Below are 21,473 nucleotides of genomic sequence, written 5' to 3'. Positions count from 1 at the left end.
AATCGGGAGCGAGTCAGCGGGACGCATCATTGCGTTGCGAACAGTTAACCACAATGGATGACAGTAGGCGAATATACGCGATCCGTGCCAGTTTGTCAAGCTTGCCGGCTAAAGCTACAATAAGGGGAGGATAACGCAGAGGAATTTCCCGGTTGGATCAACGCATGGGCGGCTCCAACCGGGAGCAACCAACGTAAAGAGACGGCGGCGATGTACGACGATTCACCGCCCATTCCGTTTTGGGCAATTGGCCTCTTGGGCGCAATCTTTCTGATCGGGATTAGCATCTTTATGCAGCAATCGCGATCAGCGGCCTTGATCGAGCAATTCGCCCGCCAACCGACGCCGGCACTACCTTTGCCCGCGCTCCCGCAGCTCGAGATGCAGAATCTGGCGCCGGAAGCGCAAGCAGCGGCCCGTGCCATTTGGCAACAGATCGCGACCGGCAATCGCAGCCAGCCGATCGATCCGGTCGCGAGCAGCCAGCGGGTGCGGGTAGCGATTGACGTGATCGAACCGACCGCCGATGGGGTGCGGATTAAGGGGACAGTGACGAATCTGACCAATGCCGATCTGCTGGTGCCGATTAGGGCGTTTGAGCTGCGCGACAGCACTGGCGAGAGCTATCGCTCACCTAGCTCGACGATGGCCAACTTGCCGCCGGGCGGTTCGACGCCGCTGGAATTGAGCGTGCCCTTGCCGGAAGGGCGCGGTCTGCTGTTGATCACCCATTTGCCGCCCGACCCGCCGATCGAGCAACGCTTGCTGATCGATGTGCGAGGAGCGCGACCATGAATACCGAGTTGAGCCAACGACTGGCTGCGGTACAGGCGCAGATTGCCGCTGCGGCAGCGGCGGCTGGACGCAGCGCGGCAGACGTGCAACTAATTGCGGTCAGCAAGACCCATCCGCCAGAGGTGGTGGCGGCAGCGGTAGCCGCCGGCGTAACCGATTTGGGTGAAAATCGGGTGCAAGAAGCACACCAAAAGATCAGCGCGTTGCACACTCTGCGCCCACGGCCACGCTGGCATTTGATCGGCCACCTACAACGCAATAAAGCCAAGCTGGCCGTCGAACTGTTCGATCTCATCCATTCAGTTGACAGTCTGCGGCTCGCCGAAACGCTCGACCGGCATGCCCGCGAGCGTGACCGGCAGTTGCCGATTCTGTTGCAGATCAATGTCAGCGGCGAAGCGAGTAAAGAAGGGTTCTGGGTGCCGGGCGGCCTGAAGAATAGCGACGCCTATAGCGTATTGCTGCGCGATATTGAAACGATCTTGTCGCTGCCAGCACTTGAGGTGCGCGGCCTGATGACGATCGCGCCGATTGTGGCCCACCCTGATGAAGCGCGACCTGTCTTTGCCGCGTTGCGCGAACTGCGCGATGATTTGGCTCGCCGCTACCCGCAGGCCAATTGGCGCGAGTTGTCGATGGGGATGAGCGATGATTTGGCGGCAGCGATCGCTGAAGGGGCGACAATGGTACGGATCGGGCGCGCGATCTTTGGCGAGCGGCAGGCGGGATGAGGTTTGCACCTCCGCTCTCGGCGGCAATGGCCGCGGACTAGTCAATCCACAGCCTTGCCCGAACCCACCCTCGTTATGACCTTGGCCAGCAATGACGTGTATTATGACAACTTAAGAGTTCTTGGTATGAACCAACTTCCAGACGACTTTACCATTTTGGCGCTTGAAACATCGTGCGACGAGACAGCCGCCGCGGTGGTGCGCGGTGGGCGCACGGTGGTCAGCAATATTGTCGCGTCACAAATGGCGACGCACGAACGGTATGGCGGTGTGGTACCCGAAATCGCTTCGCGCCAGCACATTCTCAGCTTGGCACCGGTGGTGCGAGCGGCGCTCGCGGCCCTGCCAAACGGGTGGAACGACGTGCATGCGGTAGCGGCCACCCAAGGTCCCGGCCTTAGCGGCGCATTGCTGACAGGTCTGAATGCGGCTAAGGCGATGGCATGGCAGCGTGGGTTGCCGTTTGTGGCGGTCAATCATCTTGAAGCGCATCTGTACGCAGGCTGGCTGGGCAGCGATCCGCCGCCGCCGTTCCCGCTGGTAGCCCTGCTGGTCAGCGGCGGCCATACGCTACTGGCGCTCATTCGCGACCACGGCCAGTATGTATTGCTAGGGCAGACTCGTGATGACGCCGCCGGCGAAGCGTTCGACAAAGTTGCGCGCATTTTGGGGCTGGGCTATCCGGGTGGGCCGGCGATACAGGCTGCGGCAGCGCAGGCGACTTCCGGCGGGGTATTGCCACGGGCATGGCTGCGCGACAGCTACGACTTCTCGTTTAGCGGTCTCAAGACGGCGGTCTTGCACCGGGTGCAAGACCGGCTAGCGCAAGCGGCGCGACTCAGTGGGCGTAAAGGCGGCAACGAGCCGGCGCAACTCGATGCGCCATTTGTGGCTCAGATGGCCTACGCCTTCCAAGAGTCGGTAGTGGATGTATTGGTCAGCAAAACGGTTGACGCGGCCCGCCGGCACGGCGCGCAGGCGATACTGCTGGCCGGCGGGGTGGCGGCCAACCGGCGCTTGCGCGAAGAGCTGATCCGACGTGCGCATGTGCCGGTGCATCTCCCGGCGCTCGATCTTTGCACCGATAACGCGGCGATGGTAGCGGCAGCGGCGTTTTACCGCTTCCACACCGGGGTACAACACGGTTGGGATGTAGATGTGACGGCGAATTTGCCGTTAGCGTAAAGCATCGCGGCGTGATGCCCTACGCCAACGGCACCGCCAACATTTGATTTGCAATCCGGGCAATCGCCTCGCCGTAATTATAGCCGGGGCTGGCCCAACCAGCCCCCTGCGCCCCTAGCGGGTTGTGGACGCGGCCTAGTTGCTTGATCGTCTGGGCGCTGCCACGAAAAGCACGCGGGAAGGGCCGATAGCTCAACGCCTTGGCGATCAGTTCGCGCTGAGGCGGCGTTTCGCTTCCTTCGCGCAGCGCGTATGCCAGCAACCGCCCAATTTGGGCCGGGATCGCATCATCAGCCCACGTCGCAAAACTCACCCCCGCCTCCCAACGTTGGCGTTGGGGATTGTAGGCCCAGCCGCTCGGATTCGCCGGCTGGTGCGTCTGCCACTGGCCGGTCACCCCGATTCCGGCGGGATTCCGCCGGGGGCGCTGGCTCCAGAAACTGGTCAAATTGCCGGTTTCGTGGATCATCTGCGCCACTGCCAGTACCGGGTCAACCCCCACCGGCAAACAGATGCGCACATACGCCGGAATGATGACATCGGCAATATCCTTCTCGGTATACTCGCCGTGCGGGCGGCTGAGAATATAGCGACTCATCTGATCCATCGCGGCGGTCTGCGGCCCAAGGATGGGGCTATCGGCGGTATACATCACGGCAATGCTCCTTCAGACGCGAACGATTGGCGGCGCATAGTCAACCCGTGGGTGATAGATAGATTGTAACGTGTTGACAAATACCGTCTTAATTTGGCCCAACTCACGCATAGTCAACGGCGCATCGCTGAGTTCGCCTTCGCGCACGCGGGCATCAATGATTGACTGCACCAACTCATCGAGAGTAACAGCGCCATTCGCTGATCGTTCACCCGGCTCGCCGTTGCGTTTCGCGATCAATTTGCCGTGTTGCGCTTTCGAACGAACGGTTGCCTCAACCGAGTCGGCCAGCATCAAGATCGCCTGCTCGCGGGTATAGGGCCGGGGGCCGGGGTAGCGAAAATCGCGTTCATCGATATTGTCGTAGCGTTGGAGGGCCTGCTGATAGAAATGGCGCACTAAGCCGGTGCCATGATGGGTTGCGATAAAATCGACGATCTGCTCGGGCAAACCGGCAGCGCGGGCCATCTTGATCCCCTCGCGCACGTGGTCGATGATTATCTGCGCACTGATATAAGGATCGAGATCGTCATGCACATTCTCGCGCCCCATCTGGTTATCGGTAAAGAAAGCGGGGCGAATCGTCTTGCCAATATCGTGATAATAAGCGGCCACCCGCAACAAGAGCGCATCGGCGCCGATCGCCTCGGCAGCGGCCTCGGCCAGATTCCCAACCGCCACGCTATGGTAATACGTCCCCGGTGCTTCGCGGATCAACTTGCGCAACAGCGGGCGCGACGGATGGGCCAGCTCCATCAACTGCAACGCCGTCACCTGCCCGGCCAGCCGGCCAATCATGTTAAACAGACCAAATGAGAGAATCGTCGTCAGACCGCCATTGGCAATTGCGCTAAGAACCGTGGTAAGCATCCAGTCGCTAAAGCCAGAGAGGGTAAAGATCGCCTGTTGGCTGAGCCAGAAGGTGATTTCCAGCGCCACAACGGTAGCCGTTACCCCCAGACCGGCGATCAAAAACGAACGCAACCGTTCAGCGGAGCGCACCAGCAAGATCGCGCTAGTAGAACTCGCAAACAGGGTCACGGCCAGCGTCAGATCATTCCCTTCCATCACGCTAATCACAATCGCGGCCAGCAAACTGGCGGCAAAACCGATCTGGCCGGTGAAGACCACCGTTACCACCACAGCCAGCATCGCCAGCGGGAAAAAGACTGGGCGCGCATCGTAGATCAGCAACCCAATACGGGCGAGGATCAACGTGACCAAAATGGTGCCCACCAAGACAAAGAGAGACCGAGCTTGTTCGGTGAGGTTGGGCTGAAAGACGCGCAAATAGCCAAACAGACCGGCGCTAAGCAGGGCAGCCAGCAACCCGAAGCCAAGCAATTCCGGCCAGCCGAGCGGGCGCGGCATTGCGCCGGTAGCCTGCAGCTTCTCAACATGGGCCGGGGTGACAATCTCACCAGCGCGAATGATCATCTCGCCGGCCAACACCTTCACCTCAACCGGCGCCACCTGCGCCGCCGCATTCGCCCGCCGTTCTTCGGTCGCAACCGTATCAAGGGTACGGTTCACCCGTAAAAAGGCAGCGATGATCGTTTGGGCCAACTCGCGTTGGGCAGGATCAAGGGTGGTTGTCGCCAGCCAAAAACTCAACCACCGATCGCGCAGTTGGTTAAGCGCCCGCTCGTCAACCGCATAATCATACCGTTCAATAGCGCGATCGTACAAACTCAAGATCGTGGTGCGCAACAGCGACCACGCTTCATCATCGAGTGAGAGTATCAACCGCGCCTGTTCGGCAGACAACTGCACATCGGCGCTGGGCAATTCGCGCAGCGCGCGCAACCGGCCCGCTTCATCGAGGGTCGGATCGCTGCGCACCCGCCCGATCAATTCGAGAAGGCTAAACAGATTGCGGCGCTGTTCGATCGGGATCTGCGGATCGTTGAAATAGACCAGATTATCAGGGTTATTAGCCGCCTGTTTGCGCCGTTCGGCTGTCAGCACCTCGCTGGTATAGATCACCTCGGTGGGTGCAGTAATACTGAGCGGGCTAGGCTGGCCGACCTGCAACCCACTGGCGCTGGGGAGACGAAAGGTGAGCACAGCCCAGATCCCAGCCCAGAGTAAGAGCACCGCCAGCACCAACCGCGCCTGTGCGCGCGACAGCGCCAACATTTGCGGTTGGACTAGCCAACGGGAGAGCCGGTGGCGCGAAAGGGCCTTCATAGGCGTCTCTGGATGCGAGAAGTTACGACGCGCTCAACAGGTCACGCGCGACCTGACTCAGGGTGCGATTGTCCGCTTTCCCCTTAAACCGTTCAAGCAAGACCGGCATCACTTTACCCATGGCAGCAGGGCCACTCACGCCAAGTTCGGCGATCACGGCAGCCACCAGCGGACGTACTTCTTCAGGGCTAAGCATCTTAGGCAAATATTCGCTCAACACTGCGATTTCAGCCTCTTCGGCTGCCGCCAAATCGGTTCGGCCAGCCTTATAATAAATATCCGCAGCATCACGCCGACGCTTAATTTCACGGGCAATGACAGCCTCTTGCTCTGACTCGCTAAGCGCAGCGTGGCTATCAACCGAAATGGTGGCTTTGGCCGCCTCAATCGCCGCCGGATCGCCGGCGTGCTCAGCCTCGATCGCCGCAACGGCCGCGTCAAATCGCTGCTTTGCGGCCTCGAGTTGGGCCGCTTGCAGTGCAGCACGAGCGGCACGAATCGCATTCACGCGCACTTTGTCACCGGCGCGCATTGCTGCTTTCAGATCGTTGGCAAGACGTTCTTGGATGGTCATACGTTCTTCTCCCCCATGATTAGTGTACGGGCTACAGCGTCACCATGGTCCAACTACAGCCATAGCCCTGCTGTAGCCCTACAGGGTTACAAGGTTACCCGGCGCGGATAGACGCGAGCTTTTTCAGCGCTGATAATGGCCCGAATCTGGCCAACCGCTTCATCAAGCCGGTCGGCATGGTTGATCACCACGTAATCAAAGTTGGGCAACTGGGCCAACTCGTCGGCCACCATCGCCAACCGGCGCTCAACCTCGGCGGGTGATTCGGTGCGGCGCAGCATCAGCCGGTGGCGCAGCTCATCGAGCGAAGCCGGCGCAAGGAAGATAAACACCGCTTCAGGCGCGAGCCGCTTGATCGTCGCTGCGCCATCGACATTGATCCGTAAAATAACATCGCGCCCGCTGGCCATTGCCTGCCGGATCTCGAATTTAGGAATGCCCTTATACTGGCCGTATACTTCAGCCCATTCGAGCAGCTCGTCGTTATCGATCATCTCACGAAAGCGCTCGGTGGAAACAAAATGGTAATCAACGCCGTCGATCTCACCGGGCCGTTGTGGCCGGCTGTTCGCAGTCACGACAAAATGGAAGGGGAATCCCAACTCGCGCATCCGCATCAGCACCGAGTCTTTACCGACGCCAGACGGGCCTGAGATCACTACGAGTAGCGGTTGCGGCGGCTTACCTTGCAACACTGGATTAAGAACCTGTTCCATGCCTACGCTCGTCTTGTGGTATCCTGCCGGCGATAGGGCTGACACCGTATGGTGCAACGATGTATTTTGATGCTCTAACGTTAACGGCTGTCGTCGAAGAACTGCGTGCAACGCTCCTCTTTGGGCGGATCCAGCGCGTGGTCTTGGTTAGGCCGCTCGTCATCGGCCTAGAGGTCTACGCCCATGGCCAGCGCCGTTATCTGTTGGCGTCGGCCGAGGCACAAGCAGCACGGATTCATCTGGTAAGCCAGCGCCTCAGCCGGGGCGTTGACGGCGAACCGCCCTTTCTGCTCTTAATGCGTAAATATCTGCTCGGCGGTCGCATTGTAGGCATTGAGCAACCGCCATCCGAGCGGATCGTTTTGTTCAGTATAACGAAAGCGGCGGAGTCGCGCAAACCACCGGTGAGCGCCGATGAACTAGCCGATGACGAGCTAGATGATGATGAGACGGCGGATGAGGCGGCATTGTTGCGCTGCGATCTGATCGTCGAACCGCAAGATCGGCGCAGCAACATCATCTTGGTTGATGATAACAACTTGATTCTCGATGCGATCAAGCGGGTGACGCCGCGCATGAGCAGCCGGGTAATCATGCCGCGACGGGTGTATGAATTGCCGCCAACGCCAGCCAAGCGTGATCCATTGCGGGCTACTGCCGCCGAGATCGAAGTAATACTAGGGCCGGGTGATCCGGTCAAGGCATTGGTGAACGCTTACCGCGGCATCTCGCCACAGGCTGCGCGCGAAGTGTTGGCGCGGGCTTGCGGCGCAGTACCGGCGACCGGGCAAGGCTTACCGGCCTACACCATCGCGGCCCGGCTGCGTGAAATCGTGGCCGAGCCGCCGGCCCCGCATCTGGTGAGCGATGCGAACGGGCCGATCGCCTACGCGCCATACCGGCCATTACACCTGCCCGGTGCCGTGGCGATGCCGAGCATGAACGCGGCGCTAGAGGCATTTTACGCCACCCACCAGCAACCGTTGGGGCGCGACCAGCGCCGGGCCGACCTCGCGGCACGCTTGCAAGCCAGCCGCGAGCAACTGGAGCGGCAACGCGAACAGATTGTGGCTGAACTTGCCCGCGCCAACGAGCTGGATCGGCTGCGCTGGGAAGGCGAGATGATCTTCGCCTTTCTACATCAATTGCCACGAGGCGCAACCGAGCTGGTGGTGGAAGGGGAGCGAATTGCGCTCGATCCCAACCGTCCGCCGGTCGAACAGGCGCAAGAGCGGTTCAAGGCGTATGACAAAGCCAAAAGTGCCTGTGCCATCTTGCCCGCACGATTAGCCGAGACCGAAGCGCGGTTAGCCGGATTAGATCAATTATTGGCGCTATTGGCAGTCGCCGATGACGCCACCCAAATCGACTTGATCGCCGCCGAAGCAGAAGAGGCCGGCTACCTGCGCCCGTCACCCACCCGGCGTCGCTCGCCGCGATCACGCCCGTTGCAGGTGCGTTCGAGCGATGGCTTGCCGATCTACATCGGGCGCACTGCCCGCCAGAACGAAGAAGTGACCTTTCGCATCGCCCGCCCTACCGATCTCTGGTTGCACGCGCGCAACATCCACGGCGCACACGTGATCATCCGGGCCGAACATCCTCCCGAACGGACGATTGCCGAGGCTGCGGCCCTAGCGGCCTATTACAGCCAAGCGCGCGACGATGCAGCGGTTGAGGTTGACCTCTGCCGGCGCCGGGCCGTGCGCAAAATTCCCGGCGGGCCAACCGGGTTGGTCAGCTACCACCCTGAACGGACATTGCGAGTGAAGCCACAACCTTGCGGCGAAGTGGTACAAAAGTGGTAGACAGCGGCTCATGGTCTGTAGTAGTCTGAACTCAAACAACCACCGCGCGGGAAACCGCAGTGCCGATAGGAAGGAGCTGTCTGTGCCATACGTTATCACAGAGCCGTGTATTGGAACGAAGGATGCCTCGTGCGTCGCCGTCTGCCCGGTCGATTGCATCTACGAGGGCGAAGATCAGTACTACATCAACCCGGATGAGTGTATCGACTGCGGCGCATGCGAGCCGGAGTGCCCGGTCGAAGCGATTTTCGCCGACGACTCGGTGCCCGAGCAGTGGAAGAGCTATATCGAGAAGAACCGCAAGTTCTTCGGCGCGTAAGCAAGGGAGGGCGAAGGGGCCGATCGGTGCTCGGCCCCTTCGCTACCGCTCGTAAACATACACACCAATGAACAAACCATCCGTTACTGGCGCCAGCCTACTCGACGCGCTGCGGCTACCGCTCCCACGCTTGAGGGCGAATCAACCACCGACGACGGCAACCACACCGGCGTGGCAGCGTCAATTGCAAGCCATCGCTGAGGTGCAACTCGCCCGCTTTCCGTTTTTGATCCAAATGCGGGCTATCTGGCGGCTGCTACGCGAAGAACGGCCAGATTGGGCGTGGCTATTGCCGCTACTGGTAATCGTCTTCGTCCGCACTTACCGCCGGGAACGAGAGCGGATGCAGCAGCGATAATCACTCTTCGTCATTGATCCATTCGGGGTCGGCAACCAAATCGAAGCGCGGGATGATCGCCGTGAAATAGGCATTGTCCATCGTGCGAAAATAGTACTCTCCTTCCATCCAGCCGCGCGGCGACTTGAGAACACAAAAGCTCTGGTATTCATGCACCTCGCCGGAGTTGAGTAGTGGTTGCAAGCCAACCACGCCATCCCCCACCACCTCCAGTTCCTCACCAATCGAATCGTAAATCGTCCAACGCCGGCTCATCAACTGAGCGGCGCGGCGACTGATATTCTCGATCCGCACATCGTAGGCGAAGACAAAGCGTTGCAGCGGCGGAAACGAATGGCCCGGCAGATAGTGCGGGCGCACGCTAATGCGCATGCCTTCACTGAGACGGTAGTAAAAGGGTCGTCGCATAAGCAAACTGCAATGATAGTATGGCAGCAGAGGAACGGGATTGAAACCCGTTCCTCTATCATAGATACGGCCTTACCTACTTCAAATGAGTACGGAACCAGCTAATCTGCTCTTGAGCGGCATAAAGCTGGTTTTCCTGCAACCCTAGACCGTGCCCCTCAAAAATAAAGCGTACCATGCGCGCCGGAACACCGCGATTGACTAGTTGCAGATGTAAGTTCTCATTCTGCACGATCGGCAAGAAATCTTCGGTGCCATGGAAGGTCAACACCGCAGCTTTGACCTTATCGGCGCCGTAGCTCGGTGAGTCTTTCACATACTCGTTGAGCGCTTTGAACGGCGGCAACCCTTCGAGATACGGAGGCAGAATGACCGAGCCGAGCTTCCATTCGCTGATCACATCAATAAATGCACACTGCGGATTCGCAGCGGCATAAAGGTCTGGATGGCGCACAACACTCTGCAACGTGAAGTAGCCGCCATACGAACAGCCGGTAATGCCCACCTTGCCTTTAGATGTCCAGCCTCGGCTTATCGCCTGTTGGACGATCTCGGCCTGCTCGTCAATGTCGATCTGACCGAAATTCGCACTATCAACCAGCGAATTGTAGACCGCTGGTGTATAGCCATGGCGTCCGGCAACGGGTGTAATGAGCAGCGCAAAGCCGAACGAAGGCAACAAGGCATACGGGTTCTCGACGTTGGTCATCCACTGATTGATCATCGGCACGTTCGGCCCACCTTCCTGCCAAACGATCATACGCACATTCTTGGGTGGGAAGGGAGCATCAGCCGCTTGGATGAGCGTACCAACCCGAACTTGCCCATTACGGAGCGTAAACGTCACCGGGTCTTGACGCAGGTTGGCCTCAACCCGCAATTCTTCGTTTTGCCATGTGAGCCGCGCCAGCGCAGTGCCGTCCCAGCGCAGGCGGTAGATGTCAGGCGGATCGGTATACGAGGTGTAGGTAAAGACGATTTGGCGGGTGCTGCTGCTGGTCGCAACCACGTTAAAGTACGAGCCAGCGCGGTCAGCGAGATTGCGCAACTCGCCTGAGACGCGGTTGTAGTAATAGGGATGGCGGTTACTTCCAACAACGCCACGCACGATAAGCTCATCGGGGCTAACAAAATCGGCAATACTGCGATAAACAACATCACCACCTGAGAGCATTGGATGCTCAAAGGTTTTGCTGAGGCGGAACTGGCCACTATTATCGCGGTCGTAGAACCGGAAGCTGGTGCGCGAAGAGAAGCGCGGGAGATAGACTGGATGGGTACGTCCCTTGAGGTACGCTGGATGGTGAGCTTTGATCAGCAATGATTGCCCACCGGGTGCCCAGTCGTGCGCTTCGAGGATCGGCGCACCGACTGTAGCGTCAGGCCGAATCACCTGTGTCTGGCCGCTAGCGAAGTCGATCACATACGTATTGTTATTCTGGATAATCGGATTTTGGTGCGGCGGCAGATTGCCGGTTGAGTCGCGATAAATCTCTTCGGAGAAAAGAGCACCGACATAGGAGCTGCGTCCTTCGGCATCAGGCACACCGAAAAACGACACGGCGGCAAAGGCCGAATCGCTCGTCCACGTCGCATTCAGCAAAGCCGAGGCGTAAGGAATGCTCGTCACGTAGCGTTCTTCACCGGTTGTAGCGTCGTAGAGAAAGAGGTTATACGGCTCGCGCGTCGCTTCAATTGCAGTACCATCGTTCTGTTGCTGGAAGAGAAAGCGATTCAGCAGATCAGGCCGGCGCTGGCGAAACTGATCGACCCGGCGCTGGAGACGAGCCGGCAGCGTGAACTGATGCTCGCGAGTGGCGAACGGGATCGGTAAACCTATTGTGTAGCGTTTGGTGAACGGCTTGAATTCTGCCGACGACGATTCCTCGGCTGTAGGCGGCTCGCGCACGATGAGCCAATTGGTAAGATTGGGCGCAATCGAGACAATGCCAAGGTTCTCATCAGGCAGACCGACTTGAAAGGCATTAACTTCACCGCTAAATCGGTTGATGAACAGAGCCACAAACGCATCTTCAAGGCCTGTGGCGAAAAAGTTAACCGCCAGCACACCAAGCGTGCTCTCATCTTGCCAACTGAAGCTACCAACCCCAAAGAAGGGAAGTGGGACGAAGAAATCGAATGCCTCAGCGGCAATCGGCACGGTGTCGCCGGTGGTAATATCAAGGAACGCGAACCCTTCGTTCGAACTGATCAACACAGCGGCATCGTCAGGACTGATATCGCTGCGTGGAACTGGATATGAGACGTCGTTTTGTAAGCGATCGATCTTCGCAATCTCATCATCGCTGAGCAAATTGGGCGGCAGGTCTTTCTCATCACCGAACTGATTAACATTGACAATGTTGTTACGAATAGGCGCCGCAGTCACAGGTGCAACGAGACCAACTAGAGCGACCAAAACACCGATCCACCAGAGCCAGCGCGACCGTCGCATACACGTGCTCCTTACCATTGCAAAAAGGTGAAGACGCTACGTTTTGTATCATAGCAGATGGAAAGCCAAAATGGTATACTACAAAGTACTATATTCTTGCTGTAATAGTCACTTTGCTCGCGGTTGTGGTCACTGGTGCAGGATTGCTGAACGTTCGTATAGCAACCCGCTTGCGATAGGATGCGACAAGACAATTGCCGCACTTCTGAGTCGGGGTTGCAACTCATGCCGCAATCTATTATGACCGGTGATCGAATGGCACTCGTATGAACTGTAGTGAAGCGCGCGCGCTGCTTGCCGCCGGCATCCGGCCCGGTTCGGGGTCAACAACCCAAGCGCTTCTGCACGATCATCTAGCCCAGTGCGCCACTTGCCGCGCGCTGGCCGAAGGAAGCGATCAGGCACTATTAGCAGCATTGCTCGCGACGCCGCTACCAGAACGTCCTCCAACGCGCAACTGGTCGATCCACTATCTCCTCTTTCTCCTGCTCGCCTTGCTCGCCGGCTGGCTTGGCTTTCAAACTGGCAGAGTAGTATTAGCAGGAATCACAATTAGCCAGAACATGACTGCAATGCAATTGCCCTCGCCAGCTATCACGGTAACGCCAGCAATGATGGCCATCGCAACACCGCTGCCAACCCCCATTCCCTCACCCTTACTATCGCTAGATCAACCCACGACAACCAGCGAAGCGATCGCTGTGGACGCCTCACCAACGCCAGCAGCGTTGGAGATAGCCGTTGCCGCATCGATAACGCCAATCCGTTTGCCGGCAATTGATGGCCGCGTGCCGGTGCCGACGCTGATGCCAACCGTTGGCGTTCGTCTGCCGGAGGACGATGCGATTCACATTCTGTTGCTGGGCAGCGACCGACGACCCGGTGAGAGTTGGGCCACGCGATCTGACGCCGTGATGCTAGTGCGGATCGAGCCATCGCAGCGACGGGTAGCACTGCTTTCGTTACCGCGTGATCTGATGGTTGACATTCCGGGATACGGGTATGGGCGAATTAACAGCGCGACGGTCTATGGTGAAATGAACCCAGCCATTGGCGGGGCTGAACTCGCCCGGCGGACAGTAACGAATCTGCTCGGACTACCGATTGATCATATCGTGTGGGTTGATTTTACCGGCTTTACCGCGGCAGTTGACGCCATCGGTGGGATTGAGGTTGAGCTTGAGCAGGCGATCTACGATCCGGCCTACCCGACGATGGATTACGGGATTACAACGGTCTACTTCCCGGCGGGGAAACAATGGATCGATGGCGCACAGGCGTTGATCTTGAGCCGTACTCGCCACGCCGACAGTGCCTATGCTCGTGAAGAACGCCAGCAGATGATTGCGTTGGCGATTGCCCGTCGAATTCGCGAACACGATCCGGTAAGGCAGGTTGAGCTGGCCGCGCACGTGACCACTGCGCTGCGCCCGCACATCCGCACCGATCTGAGCGCCGATGAGCTGTTAGGGTTGGCATGGTCGTTGCGCGAGGTTGACTTAGGCGCAATCGAGCGATTCGCACTAGGGCCGGACGACGTGTACGAAGGATTGATTGAAGGCGATCCATACGCATTAACGCCTCGTCCCGGTGCGATTGCGGCGCTGGTGCGGGATTTTGTGAACGGGAAGTAGAGGTAGCGGCTGAGATTAAGAGCCACTAAAAGACACAAAAAGTGATAGCGAGATAACCCTCACCCCAGCCCCTCTCCCGCGTGGCGGGAGAGGGATGCGGTTTGCAGCACCAACGCAACGCGGGAGCGATGACGGCGCATTGCTCTTAAACACAGCAGTGTAGCAGCTAAACAGCCGCATTCCCGAAGGGTCGGCAGCACCCACTACCCCGCTCTTGCAACACGGGAGCAGGGTGCGGTTTGAAACAACAGGGCATGGATTACGGCGCATTGCTCTTAAACACAGCAGTGCGGCAGTAGAACTGCCACATTCCCGAAGGTTTAGGCGATATGAGTGCCGCCGCCGGCCAGCGCGTGGCTAATGCACGATGGAATACGGGCATCGGCAAGAATGACGCGCTGCACTCCGCCGGCCAATGCCTCTTGCGCGCCGAGCAGTTTCTTCTTCATCCGCCCGGCGGCGTAGTCCATATTGGCTGCGAGTTCGGTGCGCGGGATGTTGGTAATCAGCGACGCCTCATCGGGAAAGTTGCGCAGCAAGCCGGGCACATTCGAGAGCAGGATCAGCGTCTGCGCGCCGAGCGCGGCGGCGATGGCGGCGGCAGCACGATCACCATCAACATTGACCGCTTCGCCAACTGTGGAACAGGCAATCGGCGCCACCACCGGCAAATAGCCGGCGTCGAGCAGCATGCGCAAGAGCGGCGCATTGACCTGCTCGATCGTACCAGTCCAATCATCGCGCAAGATCATCTGGCGACCCTGCTCGATCACTCTGATGGTCGATTTCCGTTTGCCCTCCAACAAACGGCCATCAAGGCCGCTCAGGCCCAACGCCATTACTCCGCGCATTTGCAACCGCTCAACCAATTGTTTGTTGATCAAGCCAGCAGTCGCCATCAGAAAGATTTCGAGCGTGCGCCGGTCGGTATAGCGGCTCGTATGGCCGCCCGGCGAGGTAACAAACCGGGGTGGATGGCCGAGCGCCTCGGCCAACCGATTGGTCTGATCCGAGCCGCCGTGAACGAGTACCAGCCGCTCGCCAGCTTGCCAGCGCGCAGCCACATCGTCACAGAGTGCGTCGTAGTCGTTGCCGGCGCTGCCACCCACCTTAACCACTAACATCGCAGCTTCCTCCTTATTGCCGCATGCAAAGACAGAATCTCGCGGATAGCCGCATTCTCCGATTTCTCAGCAATTTCTCTGACAACTATCGTCGCAGAAATGGTATGATGCGCCTATGCGATTGATAGCTTGCCTTATTCTACTTCACTTCTTCATCCTCGCTGCTTGTGCGCCCGCACCGGCAGCAACGCCGACAGGAATAGCGGCGCGCGAGGTCGTTAGCGCGCCTACGACAACCCCGTTACTGCTGCCTTCACCGACCCTACCGCCAGTGCCAACGGTGACACCGGCGCGGGCGGCGCAAGCCGTGCCGCCACCGGTGAGTGATACTGTAGCGGAAGCAGCGCCGCCAGCGCCAACCGCGACCCCAAGCACGCCGTCAACCCCCACACCGCGCCCGACCGGCACACCGCTGCGGGTTGGCATTCAGATCGGGCACTTACGTTCACATGAATTGCCTGACGAACAGGCGCACTTGCGCACCTCAACCGGCGCGCGCTGGAATGGGATCACGGAAGCGCAGGTGAACGAAGCAATTGCAGTGCGTGTTCGTGACATACTGGTCGTGGCGGGGGTGGAAGTTGATCTGCTGCCAGCCACTATACCGCCGGCGTATGATGCTGATGCATTCGTGGCAATCCATGCCGATGGTTCAGCGGAAGGGGCGCGGGGATGGAAGATCGCTACGCCGTGGCGCGCATCGGCAGCGAGCCGTGCATTACTCGCAGCAGTCGCCGCAACCTATGGCGTCGTGACCGGACTACCGGAAGATCGCAATGGCATTACCGTCAATATGCGCGGGTACTACGCCTTTAATTATCGTCGTCACACCCACGCGATTGCACGCACCACCCCGGCCATCATTATTGAGACAGGATTTCTGACCAATGCCGCTGACCGCGAGATTATCGTGGCACGTCCTGAGGTGGCAGCGCGCGGGATTGCCGAAGGGATTTTGCAATATTTGAACCAGCGCGATCCTAACGATGGCGCAGCATTGCTACCACCCGAATGGCCGATCCTCTACACCAGCGCTGAGACGATGGTGCGCGCCGGGCCAGCTGATACAGCAAAGCTGGTAGCGCGCGTACCGGCTGATAGCCGCATCTTTGTCTTCAATCAGGCAGGCGAGTGGTATGAAGCAATGGTGCGCGCCGGAAACGCGCGATACGTAGGTTGGGTGCGGGTCGATCAGACCCGCCCGGCGACAGCCAACGACAACCCAGCGCCGCCGCCCGCCGAACCGCCAGCGACGAATCCCTAACGCACGCGCGTTACCGCTGTACGATTGGCACATTCACCTGATACAACGGGCGGGCAGCGACCGGCGTCAGCGGATCACCCAGCACAAGAAACGTCCGTAACGACTCAGGAGCTTCGCCACTGGCGGCGAGATTAGCATAGCCGGCAGCCACAAGGTGGCCAAGCGGAGGGTACGGTTCAGCCGCCCAAAGCGCCTTGATAAAGCCAAGCAGCAACTGGCGATGACCGTAAGCAACACCGAAGCCGCTCGAACTCCACGTGGCAATCGCACCGCCGGCTGGGTTCAACAGCAATGCTTCATCGATTGTCGTACCACGGAAGGACGGATGCTGAAACGCACCGGTCAAACACGTCATACTCAGCACCACCGGCAGCGCCGGCGCGTTGCGTAGATCAGTCGCCGTATCAACGTGCAAAAGAAACGGATCAGTTATGCCAATCTGGGTAAACGCCCACTGAAACTGCAAGCCATGCCCGGCATAGACGAGCAAACCGGCTCCTTGGTTAAAGGCAGCAAACGCCTGCTCACGTGCTGTCGCAGCATCAGCAATACGCCCTACTGACCCAGCCGGATCGTAATAGATGCGCGTCGCACTGGTTTGGGCAGGCTGGAGAGCAATCGCTTCGTTGAGCAGGGCAGCAAAATCACCACTAGCATCAGGATTATCGGCAAGATAGACCGCGTGGCGCTGCCAAAGACCGCCACTCTGCTCGTAGGCAAGCAATTTAGCCACCACATCGCGCAATTCTGACTCAGATTTCACCGGCAAGCGGCCGATCCACAGATCGGGTTGAAACAGGCTCTCAGTAAGGGGGTCATCACCATCGAGCTGAGCAAAACAGGTCTCGCAGGCCGTTTCACCCAACCACGGATCGACCACCGCCAAGTAGGGAGGGATATGGCTCGTCCAATCATACCCCAGATAATTGCGCGGATCGGAACTGCCATCACCGACTAAGATAACCGCTTGAGGCTGGGATGGCCATGTGGCAGTCGCATAACGCAAAAACTGACGAATCGCGGTAGGATCCGGCTCGCCGCCACTCCAGCCGGCATAAATATCTTCAACCGCGATTGCAACCGGCGACCAACCTTGCGCTTGCCGGCGGGTCAACAGTGGTTGGAGCGCATCGAGAAACGCACGTGGGGCAATATAGATTGCCCGCGCATGGCGCGGCGTCGTGAGATTGATCGGCTGATGACGGACCACTGCTGGGGTGTGAAGCGTATCAGTTCCGGTAACCAGATAACGGCGCGGCACTGGTGCGTCGTCAGCGAAGGCAGTACCGGTGAAGGACAGACGCACCGGTTGCTGCGGGTCACTAATGTCATAGACGGCTGCGTCGGCAGCAGCGCCAGCTAACGGATAGGTGAAACGACCGGCTTGACCGCGAAAGATCGCCCCCTGTATGGAAAAGATCGGCTGGGCCGGCGCGTCGAACATCACTCGATCGAGATAGACCCGATCAACGCCGACAAGCGGGTCAAGCGTGAGCGTCATCGCAGCGGTTGGCGTAGGCAGAACGACAGTCGCGCGATACATCCCCGCTCCACTCCACTCGATAACCGTACTCCAATCGCTCGCCGTAGTAAGCAGCAACCGGTGGTCACCGTTATGTTTGACCAGCGTCGCCAATTCGAGCGTGAGGCTCATGGGGCCGCTGGCAGCGAGCGGTAGGGAAGTAGATAAAGTCACCGTCGTACTAACCGGCGAACCGGCCACTGCATCAAGCCGGCGATGAAAGAAGCGATCGCCATCGAAACCGGCCAGTGTCGACTCGTAGATGGTTGGTGGATCGGATGGCCAGACACCGGCGACACGGATCGTAGCCGGCTGATCGCCAGCTTGCGGCTGCACAGCGCGCGTCGCCATCAACGTAGTAGCGGTTGGTTCGACCGTCAGCCAATAGCGGTCGGTGGCCGACCAGCGCTCAGCGGGGGAAGGCGCGTAGAAGCGGAGGGCAGTCACAGTTGCGCCAATCGTAACAGCCTCCAATGGAAAGGTCAAACCGGCCCGTTGGAGACGCAAGCGATTGGGTTTAACAACGTTCAGATCAAGACCAAGCGCGCGTAGATCATCGGCGCTGATCTGCTGGACGCCTTCAGTAGTGACATCGATCGTCCATGCATCGCGCGTAGCCAACGGATCAGGCGCGGGCACACTGGCAAGCTGGACCGAGGAGCCAGCCACCGGCTTAAGCGACGCACCGGTGATCAAGGCCGTGAGACTCAGGGCCAAACGCGGTTCATTACCGGCCAGATATTGAGGAGAAATCTCGTAGATCGCCGAGCGCACGCCGCGGAGGGAACCCTCACCAATCAGGCGGAGCGGAGCCGAAGGCGGAGCAGGCGCAAACTCCGGCAACGGCAAGCGGAGTTCACCATCAATTTCCAGCGCCGGCAGCGCCGGTGTTGGCAACGGTTCGGCCAACGGCTGATCGTGCAACGTGCGGATGACCGGCACTGCCGGCGCACCGTCAGCTAGGTAGAGCAGAAACCGCTGCGGTTCGCGAGGACTGGCCAATTGCCAGCGCACCTCAACCCCGCCGACAACTGGTTGCAACACCAAGCCAGCAACCGGCTGCGCCAGCGTCACTGGCGCAGCCGAGGCAAGCAAAGCGGCCAAGACAAGGAAGTAGAGCAGAAAGCGCCGCATTCGACCCCAATTCCTAATGATACGAGCGCCGTTGCAGTAGCGCACCGAGGCCAATTGCCACTAATGCCAACCCAATGAAGGCCAAGAATGGACGGACAGGATTGGCCGCAGTTTGCGGCAGGATAGACGGTGGCGGAACCGGTGGTGAATTAATAATTACGCTGCTCGTGTTGTTATCGGTCGTAATCTCGCTGCTACTCGTGCGAACAAGAGCAGTATTGACACTATTGGACGGATTAAGCGGTGCAACAAGCTGCGCCGTCACTTGTACTACAATCGTCTCGCCGGGAGCAAGCGACGGTGTAGAGACCGTCACCTGATTACCGTCAGTATTGATATTACCGGCAGTCGTCGTCACGCCGATTAGGCGCAATGACGGCGGCAGTGTATCGGTCAGTGTGACATCGGTTGCTGGCGCGTTGCCAATATTGCCAATGGTCAGCGTGTAAACCACCTGATCGCCAACCTGCGCGACAGATGGTGACACCGATTTGGCAAGCGTCAGATCGGGCAGTGGTGGTTGCACCGTCGCGCTGCTCGTGTTGTTATCGGTCGTAATTTCGCTGCTGCTCGTGCGCGCCATCGCCACGTTCCGGTGATCCGGCGGCAGGGGAAGTGTAACTACAACAGCGCGGATCGTAATCGTGATCGTCTCCCCCGGCGCCACCACCGGTACGGCAACGCTGACCCGATTTCCGTCAACCTGTGCGGTGCCGACCGAAGCACTCGCCGCAAGTACGCGCGCGAAGGCCGGTAACGGATCATCAACCGTCACGTCAACCGCTGGCGCATTGCCGATATTGCGTAACGTCAACGTATACACAATCTCATCACCAATCTGCGCGACAGAAGGAGTAACCACCTTATCTAGCACAAGGTCTGCTATGGCACTCGGCGAGTCCGGAGGAAGCGCCGGAGTTGGCGTATCCGTCGGCGGCACCACCGGCGGGCTAGTTGGCGTATTCGTCGGCGGCACCACCGGCGGGCTAGTTGGCGTATTCGTCGGCGGCACCACCGGCGTATCCGTCGGCGTATTCGTCGGCGGCACCACCGGCGGGCTGGTTGGCGTATTTGTCGGCGACACCACCGGCGTATCCGTCGGCGTGTTGGTTGGCGGAGCCACAGGTGTATTCGTTGGTGTACGAGTTGGCGGCTCAGCCGTACTGGTTTCAGTGATACTCAACGGCGGTGCAGCATCGACCATCACCGTCGGCGGTGACAACAGCGCCATCAGCAAGAAAGTCCCTCCTAACACGATTGGCAACATTCGCCAGACAAGGTGTCTCATGATTGTATTACTCCCTTATCGCCCGATCAGCGGAATGAAGTACTGGTGCTGTTGGCTTATCGTACCATGCGACTGTAACGGGCCGTACTCATTTTGCGCCCCATTAGTCTCGATTTCCACCAACCAGTATGTGTAATCAACTCCAGCCAGTACACTACGGTCGATCACACTGTAACTAGCACCGTTGCTGGCATTGCCACGAGCAGGGATCACTGCCAACAACGTTGCCTTATCGCGCCCGCTGGTTGAGCGATAGATCATGAAGACACTTGTATTTACCTCAGTGCCGGTCGTCCAGCGAATTTCCCAACCGCCGGCAAGGGGGATTAACCGAAACTCGGTCAGTACAATCGCCGTCGGCGGCGCTTCGGGCGGCGGTGTGCGCAGGCGGGTCGGGTCATCAGGCGTGGTGGTGGTAGGATCGTCGCTCGACGTGATTGGCGTATTGTCGCCACGCGCCGTCGCCTGATTCACGATTTCGGTAACATTATTCGGCAGCGGCGTGTTCACCTGTACCCGGAAAGTGATGGTGAGGCTAGCATTCACACCCAACGACGAGAGCGTCACTTGCACGGCAGAATCACCAGCATTATTCCCCTGTGTCACGACAGCCGGCGACGTCGCAGTTACACTGCCAATCACGAGGGTTGTATTGGCGTCAGGCGTATCAGACACCACGAGCTGCCGGGCTACCGCCGGGCCAGTATTGGTCAAGATCAAGGTGTACTCGATTACATCACCGGCGCCGGCTAAGCCATCGTTATTGCCATCAACGACGATCACAGCACTCTTGGTAAGGCGAACGGCTGCGTTGTCAGGAATGTCAGTGGTATCAGATGCCGTCACGTCTGGCAAGCGCTGGTCAGCGCTATCGGTGTAGCTCAGCGTCGCCGTGTTGGTCAGTGTTGCCGGCCCACTCGCTGTCACCAGCACTGTCACGCTCACACTCCCGCTCGCTCCGGCAGCAACCGGGTCGGTTAGGGTAAAAGTCACCGTCCCACTGCTGTGATTACACGACCCCGCCAACGTCCCTAATGCGCAGCTCTGGTAGCTCACCCCACTTGGCAGAGTGTCGGTAATGGTCACAGCGTGCGCCGCCCCCACACCGGTATTAGTAAATGTTATTGTGTAGGTCAACGTCGCCCCCGGTGCCGTCACGGTCACCACATCACTTTTACTCATACTCATCTGCGGCTGAGCAGGGATGCTATCAGTGTCGGTGGCTATCACCAACGGCAATGGTTGGTTAGCACTATCGGTGTAGCTCAGCGTCGCCGTGTTGGTCAGTGTTGCCGGCCCACTCGCTGTCACCA

17 protein-coding genes and 1 pseudogene are annotated in these 21,473 nt (G+C 59.0%); 8 read left to right on the top strand and 10 right to left on the bottom strand.

Annotated elements, in window-relative coordinates:
- Nucleotides 1-210: 210 nt before the first annotated feature.
- From Q1A00_RS08930 to tsaD, 3 genes are all read left to right on the top strand, one after another.
- Entirely contained in the window at nt 211-795 is a 585-nt protein-coding gene (locus Q1A00_RS08930) for a hypothetical protein (RefSeq protein ID WP_298402654.1), read from the top strand.
- On the top strand, nt 792-1,526 hold the full coding sequence (locus Q1A00_RS08925; RefSeq protein ID WP_298402655.1) for a YggS family pyridoxal phosphate-dependent enzyme: 735 nt from the start codon (nt 792-794) through the stop codon (nt 1,524-1,526). Before Q1A00_RS08930 ends, Q1A00_RS08925 begins: the two co-directional genes overlap by 4 nt.
- Nucleotides 1,527-1,652: 126 nt before the next feature.
- A complete protein-coding gene (gene tsaD / locus Q1A00_RS08920; protein WP_298402656.1) occupies nt 1,653-2,711 on the top strand; it encodes a tRNA (adenosine(37)-N6)-threonylcarbamoyltransferase complex transferase subunit TsaD in 1,059 nt (352 codons plus the stop codon).
- 19 nt (nt 2,712-2,730) lie between these two features.
- Here tsaD and Q1A00_RS08915 read toward each other — a convergent pair whose 3' ends face one another.
- From Q1A00_RS08915 to Q1A00_RS08900, 4 genes are all read right to left on the bottom strand, one after another.
- Entirely contained in the window at nt 2,731-3,363 is a 633-nt protein-coding gene (locus tag Q1A00_RS08915; protein WP_298483029.1) for a glucosaminidase domain-containing protein, read from the bottom strand.
- Nucleotides 3,364-3,378: 15 nt separating this feature from the next.
- Nucleotides 3,379-5,556, bottom strand: coding sequence for an HDIG domain-containing metalloprotein (locus Q1A00_RS08910; protein WP_298402657.1), 2,178 nt, complete (start codon nt 5,554-5,556; stop codon nt 3,379-3,381).
- A 22-nt stretch (nt 5,557-5,578) separates the two neighbouring features.
- Nucleotides 5,579-6,130 carry a GatB/YqeY domain-containing protein gene (locus Q1A00_RS08905; RefSeq protein ID WP_299756316.1) on the bottom strand — a complete coding sequence of 184 codons (552 nt, stop codon included), beginning with the start codon at nt 6,128-6,130 and terminating at the stop codon, nt 5,579-5,581.
- 86 nt (nt 6,131-6,216) lie between these two features.
- Nucleotides 6,217-6,846 carry a guanylate kinase gene (locus Q1A00_RS08900; protein ID WP_298402661.1) on the bottom strand — a complete coding sequence of 210 codons (630 nt, stop codon included), beginning with the start codon at nt 6,844-6,846 and terminating at the stop codon, nt 6,217-6,219.
- A 59-nt stretch (nt 6,847-6,905) separates the two neighbouring features.
- On the opposite strand from Q1A00_RS08900, the gene Q1A00_RS08895 reads away from it, so the two are divergent.
- From Q1A00_RS08895 to Q1A00_RS08885, 3 genes are all read left to right on the top strand, one after another.
- Nucleotides 6,906-8,654 (top strand): NFACT RNA binding domain-containing protein, encoded by a 1,749-nt coding sequence (locus Q1A00_RS08895; RefSeq protein WP_298402662.1) that lies wholly within the window; start codon nt 6,906-6,908, stop codon nt 8,652-8,654.
- 82 nt (nt 8,655-8,736) lie between these two features.
- On the top strand, nt 8,737-8,973 hold the full coding sequence (locus Q1A00_RS08890) for a ferredoxin (protein ID WP_298402664.1): 237 nt from the start codon (nt 8,737-8,739) through the stop codon (nt 8,971-8,973).
- A gap of 67 nt (nt 8,974-9,040) precedes the next feature.
- Entirely contained in the window at nt 9,041-9,331 is a 291-nt protein-coding gene (locus tag Q1A00_RS08885) for a hypothetical protein (protein WP_298402666.1), read from the top strand.
- Here Q1A00_RS08885 and apaG read toward each other — a convergent pair whose 3' ends face one another.
- Complete coding sequence (apaG, locus tag Q1A00_RS08880; RefSeq protein WP_298402668.1) at nt 9,332-9,739, bottom strand: Co2+/Mg2+ efflux protein ApaG; 408 nt, start codon at nt 9,737-9,739, stop codon at nt 9,332-9,334.
- A 76-nt stretch (nt 9,740-9,815) separates the two neighbouring features.
- Entirely contained in the window at nt 9,816-12,194 is a 2,379-nt protein-coding gene (locus tag Q1A00_RS08875; protein ID WP_299756311.1) for a prolyl oligopeptidase family serine peptidase, read from the bottom strand.
- Between the two features lie 266 nt (nt 12,195-12,460).
- Here Q1A00_RS08875 and Q1A00_RS08870 point away from each other — a divergent pair, with 266 nt between their 5' ends.
- On the top strand, nt 12,461-13,828 hold the full coding sequence (locus tag Q1A00_RS08870) for an LCP family protein (protein ID WP_298402671.1): 1,368 nt from the start codon (nt 12,461-12,463) through the stop codon (nt 13,826-13,828).
- A 320-nt stretch (nt 13,829-14,148) separates the two neighbouring features.
- Here the strand turns inward: Q1A00_RS08870 and Q1A00_RS08865 are convergent, their stop codons facing one another.
- Entirely contained in the window at nt 14,149-14,952 is an 804-nt protein-coding gene (locus Q1A00_RS08865; RefSeq protein ID WP_298402673.1) for a [LysW]-aminoadipate kinase, read from the bottom strand.
- 115 nt (nt 14,953-15,067) lie between these two features.
- On the opposite strand from Q1A00_RS08865, the gene Q1A00_RS08860 reads away from it, so the two are divergent.
- Nucleotides 15,068-16,216: an N-acetylmuramoyl-L-alanine amidase gene (locus Q1A00_RS08860; RefSeq protein WP_299756307.1), complete on the top strand. Its 1,149-nt coding sequence runs from the start codon at nt 15,068-15,070 to the stop codon at nt 16,214-16,216.
- Nucleotides 16,217-16,226: 10 nt separating this feature from the next.
- Here Q1A00_RS08860 and Q1A00_RS08855 read toward each other — a convergent pair whose 3' ends face one another.
- From Q1A00_RS08855 to Q1A00_RS08845, 3 genes and pseudogenes are all read right to left on the bottom strand, one after another.
- The gene (locus tag Q1A00_RS08855; RefSeq protein WP_298402676.1) at nt 16,227-18,872 is read right to left on the bottom strand and encodes a C25 family cysteine peptidase; all 2,646 of its coding nucleotides are present in this window, start codon (nt 18,870-18,872) and stop codon (nt 16,227-16,229) included.
- Nucleotides 18,873-18,885: 13 nt separating this feature from the next.
- Nucleotides 18,886-20,160, bottom strand: a complete 1,275-nt coding sequence (locus Q1A00_RS08850) for a DUF11 domain-containing protein (RefSeq protein WP_299756304.1) — start codon at nt 20,158-20,160, stop codon at nt 18,886-18,888.
- Nucleotides 20,161-20,175: 15 nt separating this feature from the next.
- Nucleotides 20,176-21,473 (bottom strand): annotated as a pseudogene (locus Q1A00_RS08845) (hypothetical protein); the annotation flags it as partial.

It is taken from the genome of uncultured Chloroflexus sp., assembly GCF_938091255.1.
Taxonomy (GTDB): Bacteria; Chloroflexota; Chloroflexia; order Chloroflexales; family Chloroflexaceae; genus Chloroflexus.
This window is presented reverse-complemented; position numbering and strand designations above follow the sequence as displayed.

Bases quoted from the DNA above. Each gene is read 5' to 3' on its own strand.
- Q1A00_RS08930 (WP_298402654.1), top strand. From the start codon at position 211: ATGTACGACGATTCACCGCCCATTCCGTTTTGGGCAATTGGCCTCTTG.
- Q1A00_RS08925 (WP_298402655.1), top strand. From the start codon at position 792: ATGAATACCGAGTTGAGCCAACGACTGGCTGCGGTACAGGCGCAGATT.
- tsaD (WP_298402656.1), top strand. From the start codon at position 1,653: ATGAACCAACTTCCAGACGACTTTACCATTTTGGCGCTTGAAACATCG.
- Q1A00_RS08915 (WP_298483029.1), bottom strand. From the start codon at position 3,363: ATGTATACCGCCGATAGCCCCATCCTTGGGCCGCAGACCGCCGCGATG.
- Q1A00_RS08910 (WP_298402657.1), bottom strand. From the start codon at position 5,556: ATGAAGGCCCTTTCGCGCCACCGGCTCTCCCGTTGGCTAGTCCAACCG.
- Q1A00_RS08905 (WP_299756316.1), bottom strand. From the start codon at position 6,130: ATGACCATCCAAGAACGTCTTGCCAACGATCTGAAAGCAGCAATGCGC.
- Q1A00_RS08900 (WP_298402661.1), bottom strand. From the start codon at position 6,846: ATGGAACAGGTTCTTAATCCAGTGTTGCAAGGTAAGCCGCCGCAACCG.
- Q1A00_RS08895 (WP_298402662.1), top strand. From the start codon at position 6,906: ATGTATTTTGATGCTCTAACGTTAACGGCTGTCGTCGAAGAACTGCGT.
- Q1A00_RS08885 (WP_298402666.1), top strand. From the start codon at position 9,041: ATGAACAAACCATCCGTTACTGGCGCCAGCCTACTCGACGCGCTGCGG.
- apaG (WP_298402668.1), bottom strand. From the start codon at position 9,739: ATGCGACGACCCTTTTACTACCGTCTCAGTGAAGGCATGCGCATTAGC.
- Q1A00_RS08875 (WP_299756311.1), bottom strand. From the start codon at position 12,194: ATGCGACGGTCGCGCTGGCTCTGGTGGATCGGTGTTTTGGTCGCTCTA.
- Q1A00_RS08870 (WP_298402671.1), top strand. From the start codon at position 12,461: ATGAACTGTAGTGAAGCGCGCGCGCTGCTTGCCGCCGGCATCCGGCCC.
- Q1A00_RS08865 (WP_298402673.1), bottom strand. From the start codon at position 14,952: ATGTTAGTGGTTAAGGTGGGTGGCAGCGCCGGCAACGACTACGACGCA.
- Q1A00_RS08860 (WP_299756307.1), top strand. From the start codon at position 15,068: ATGCGATTGATAGCTTGCCTTATTCTACTTCACTTCTTCATCCTCGCT.
- Q1A00_RS08855 (WP_298402676.1), bottom strand. From the start codon at position 18,872: ATGCGGCGCTTTCTGCTCTACTTCCTTGTCTTGGCCGCTTTGCTTGCC.
- Q1A00_RS08850 (WP_299756304.1), bottom strand. From the start codon at position 20,160: ATGAGACACCTTGTCTGGCGAATGTTGCCAATCGTGTTAGGAGGGACT.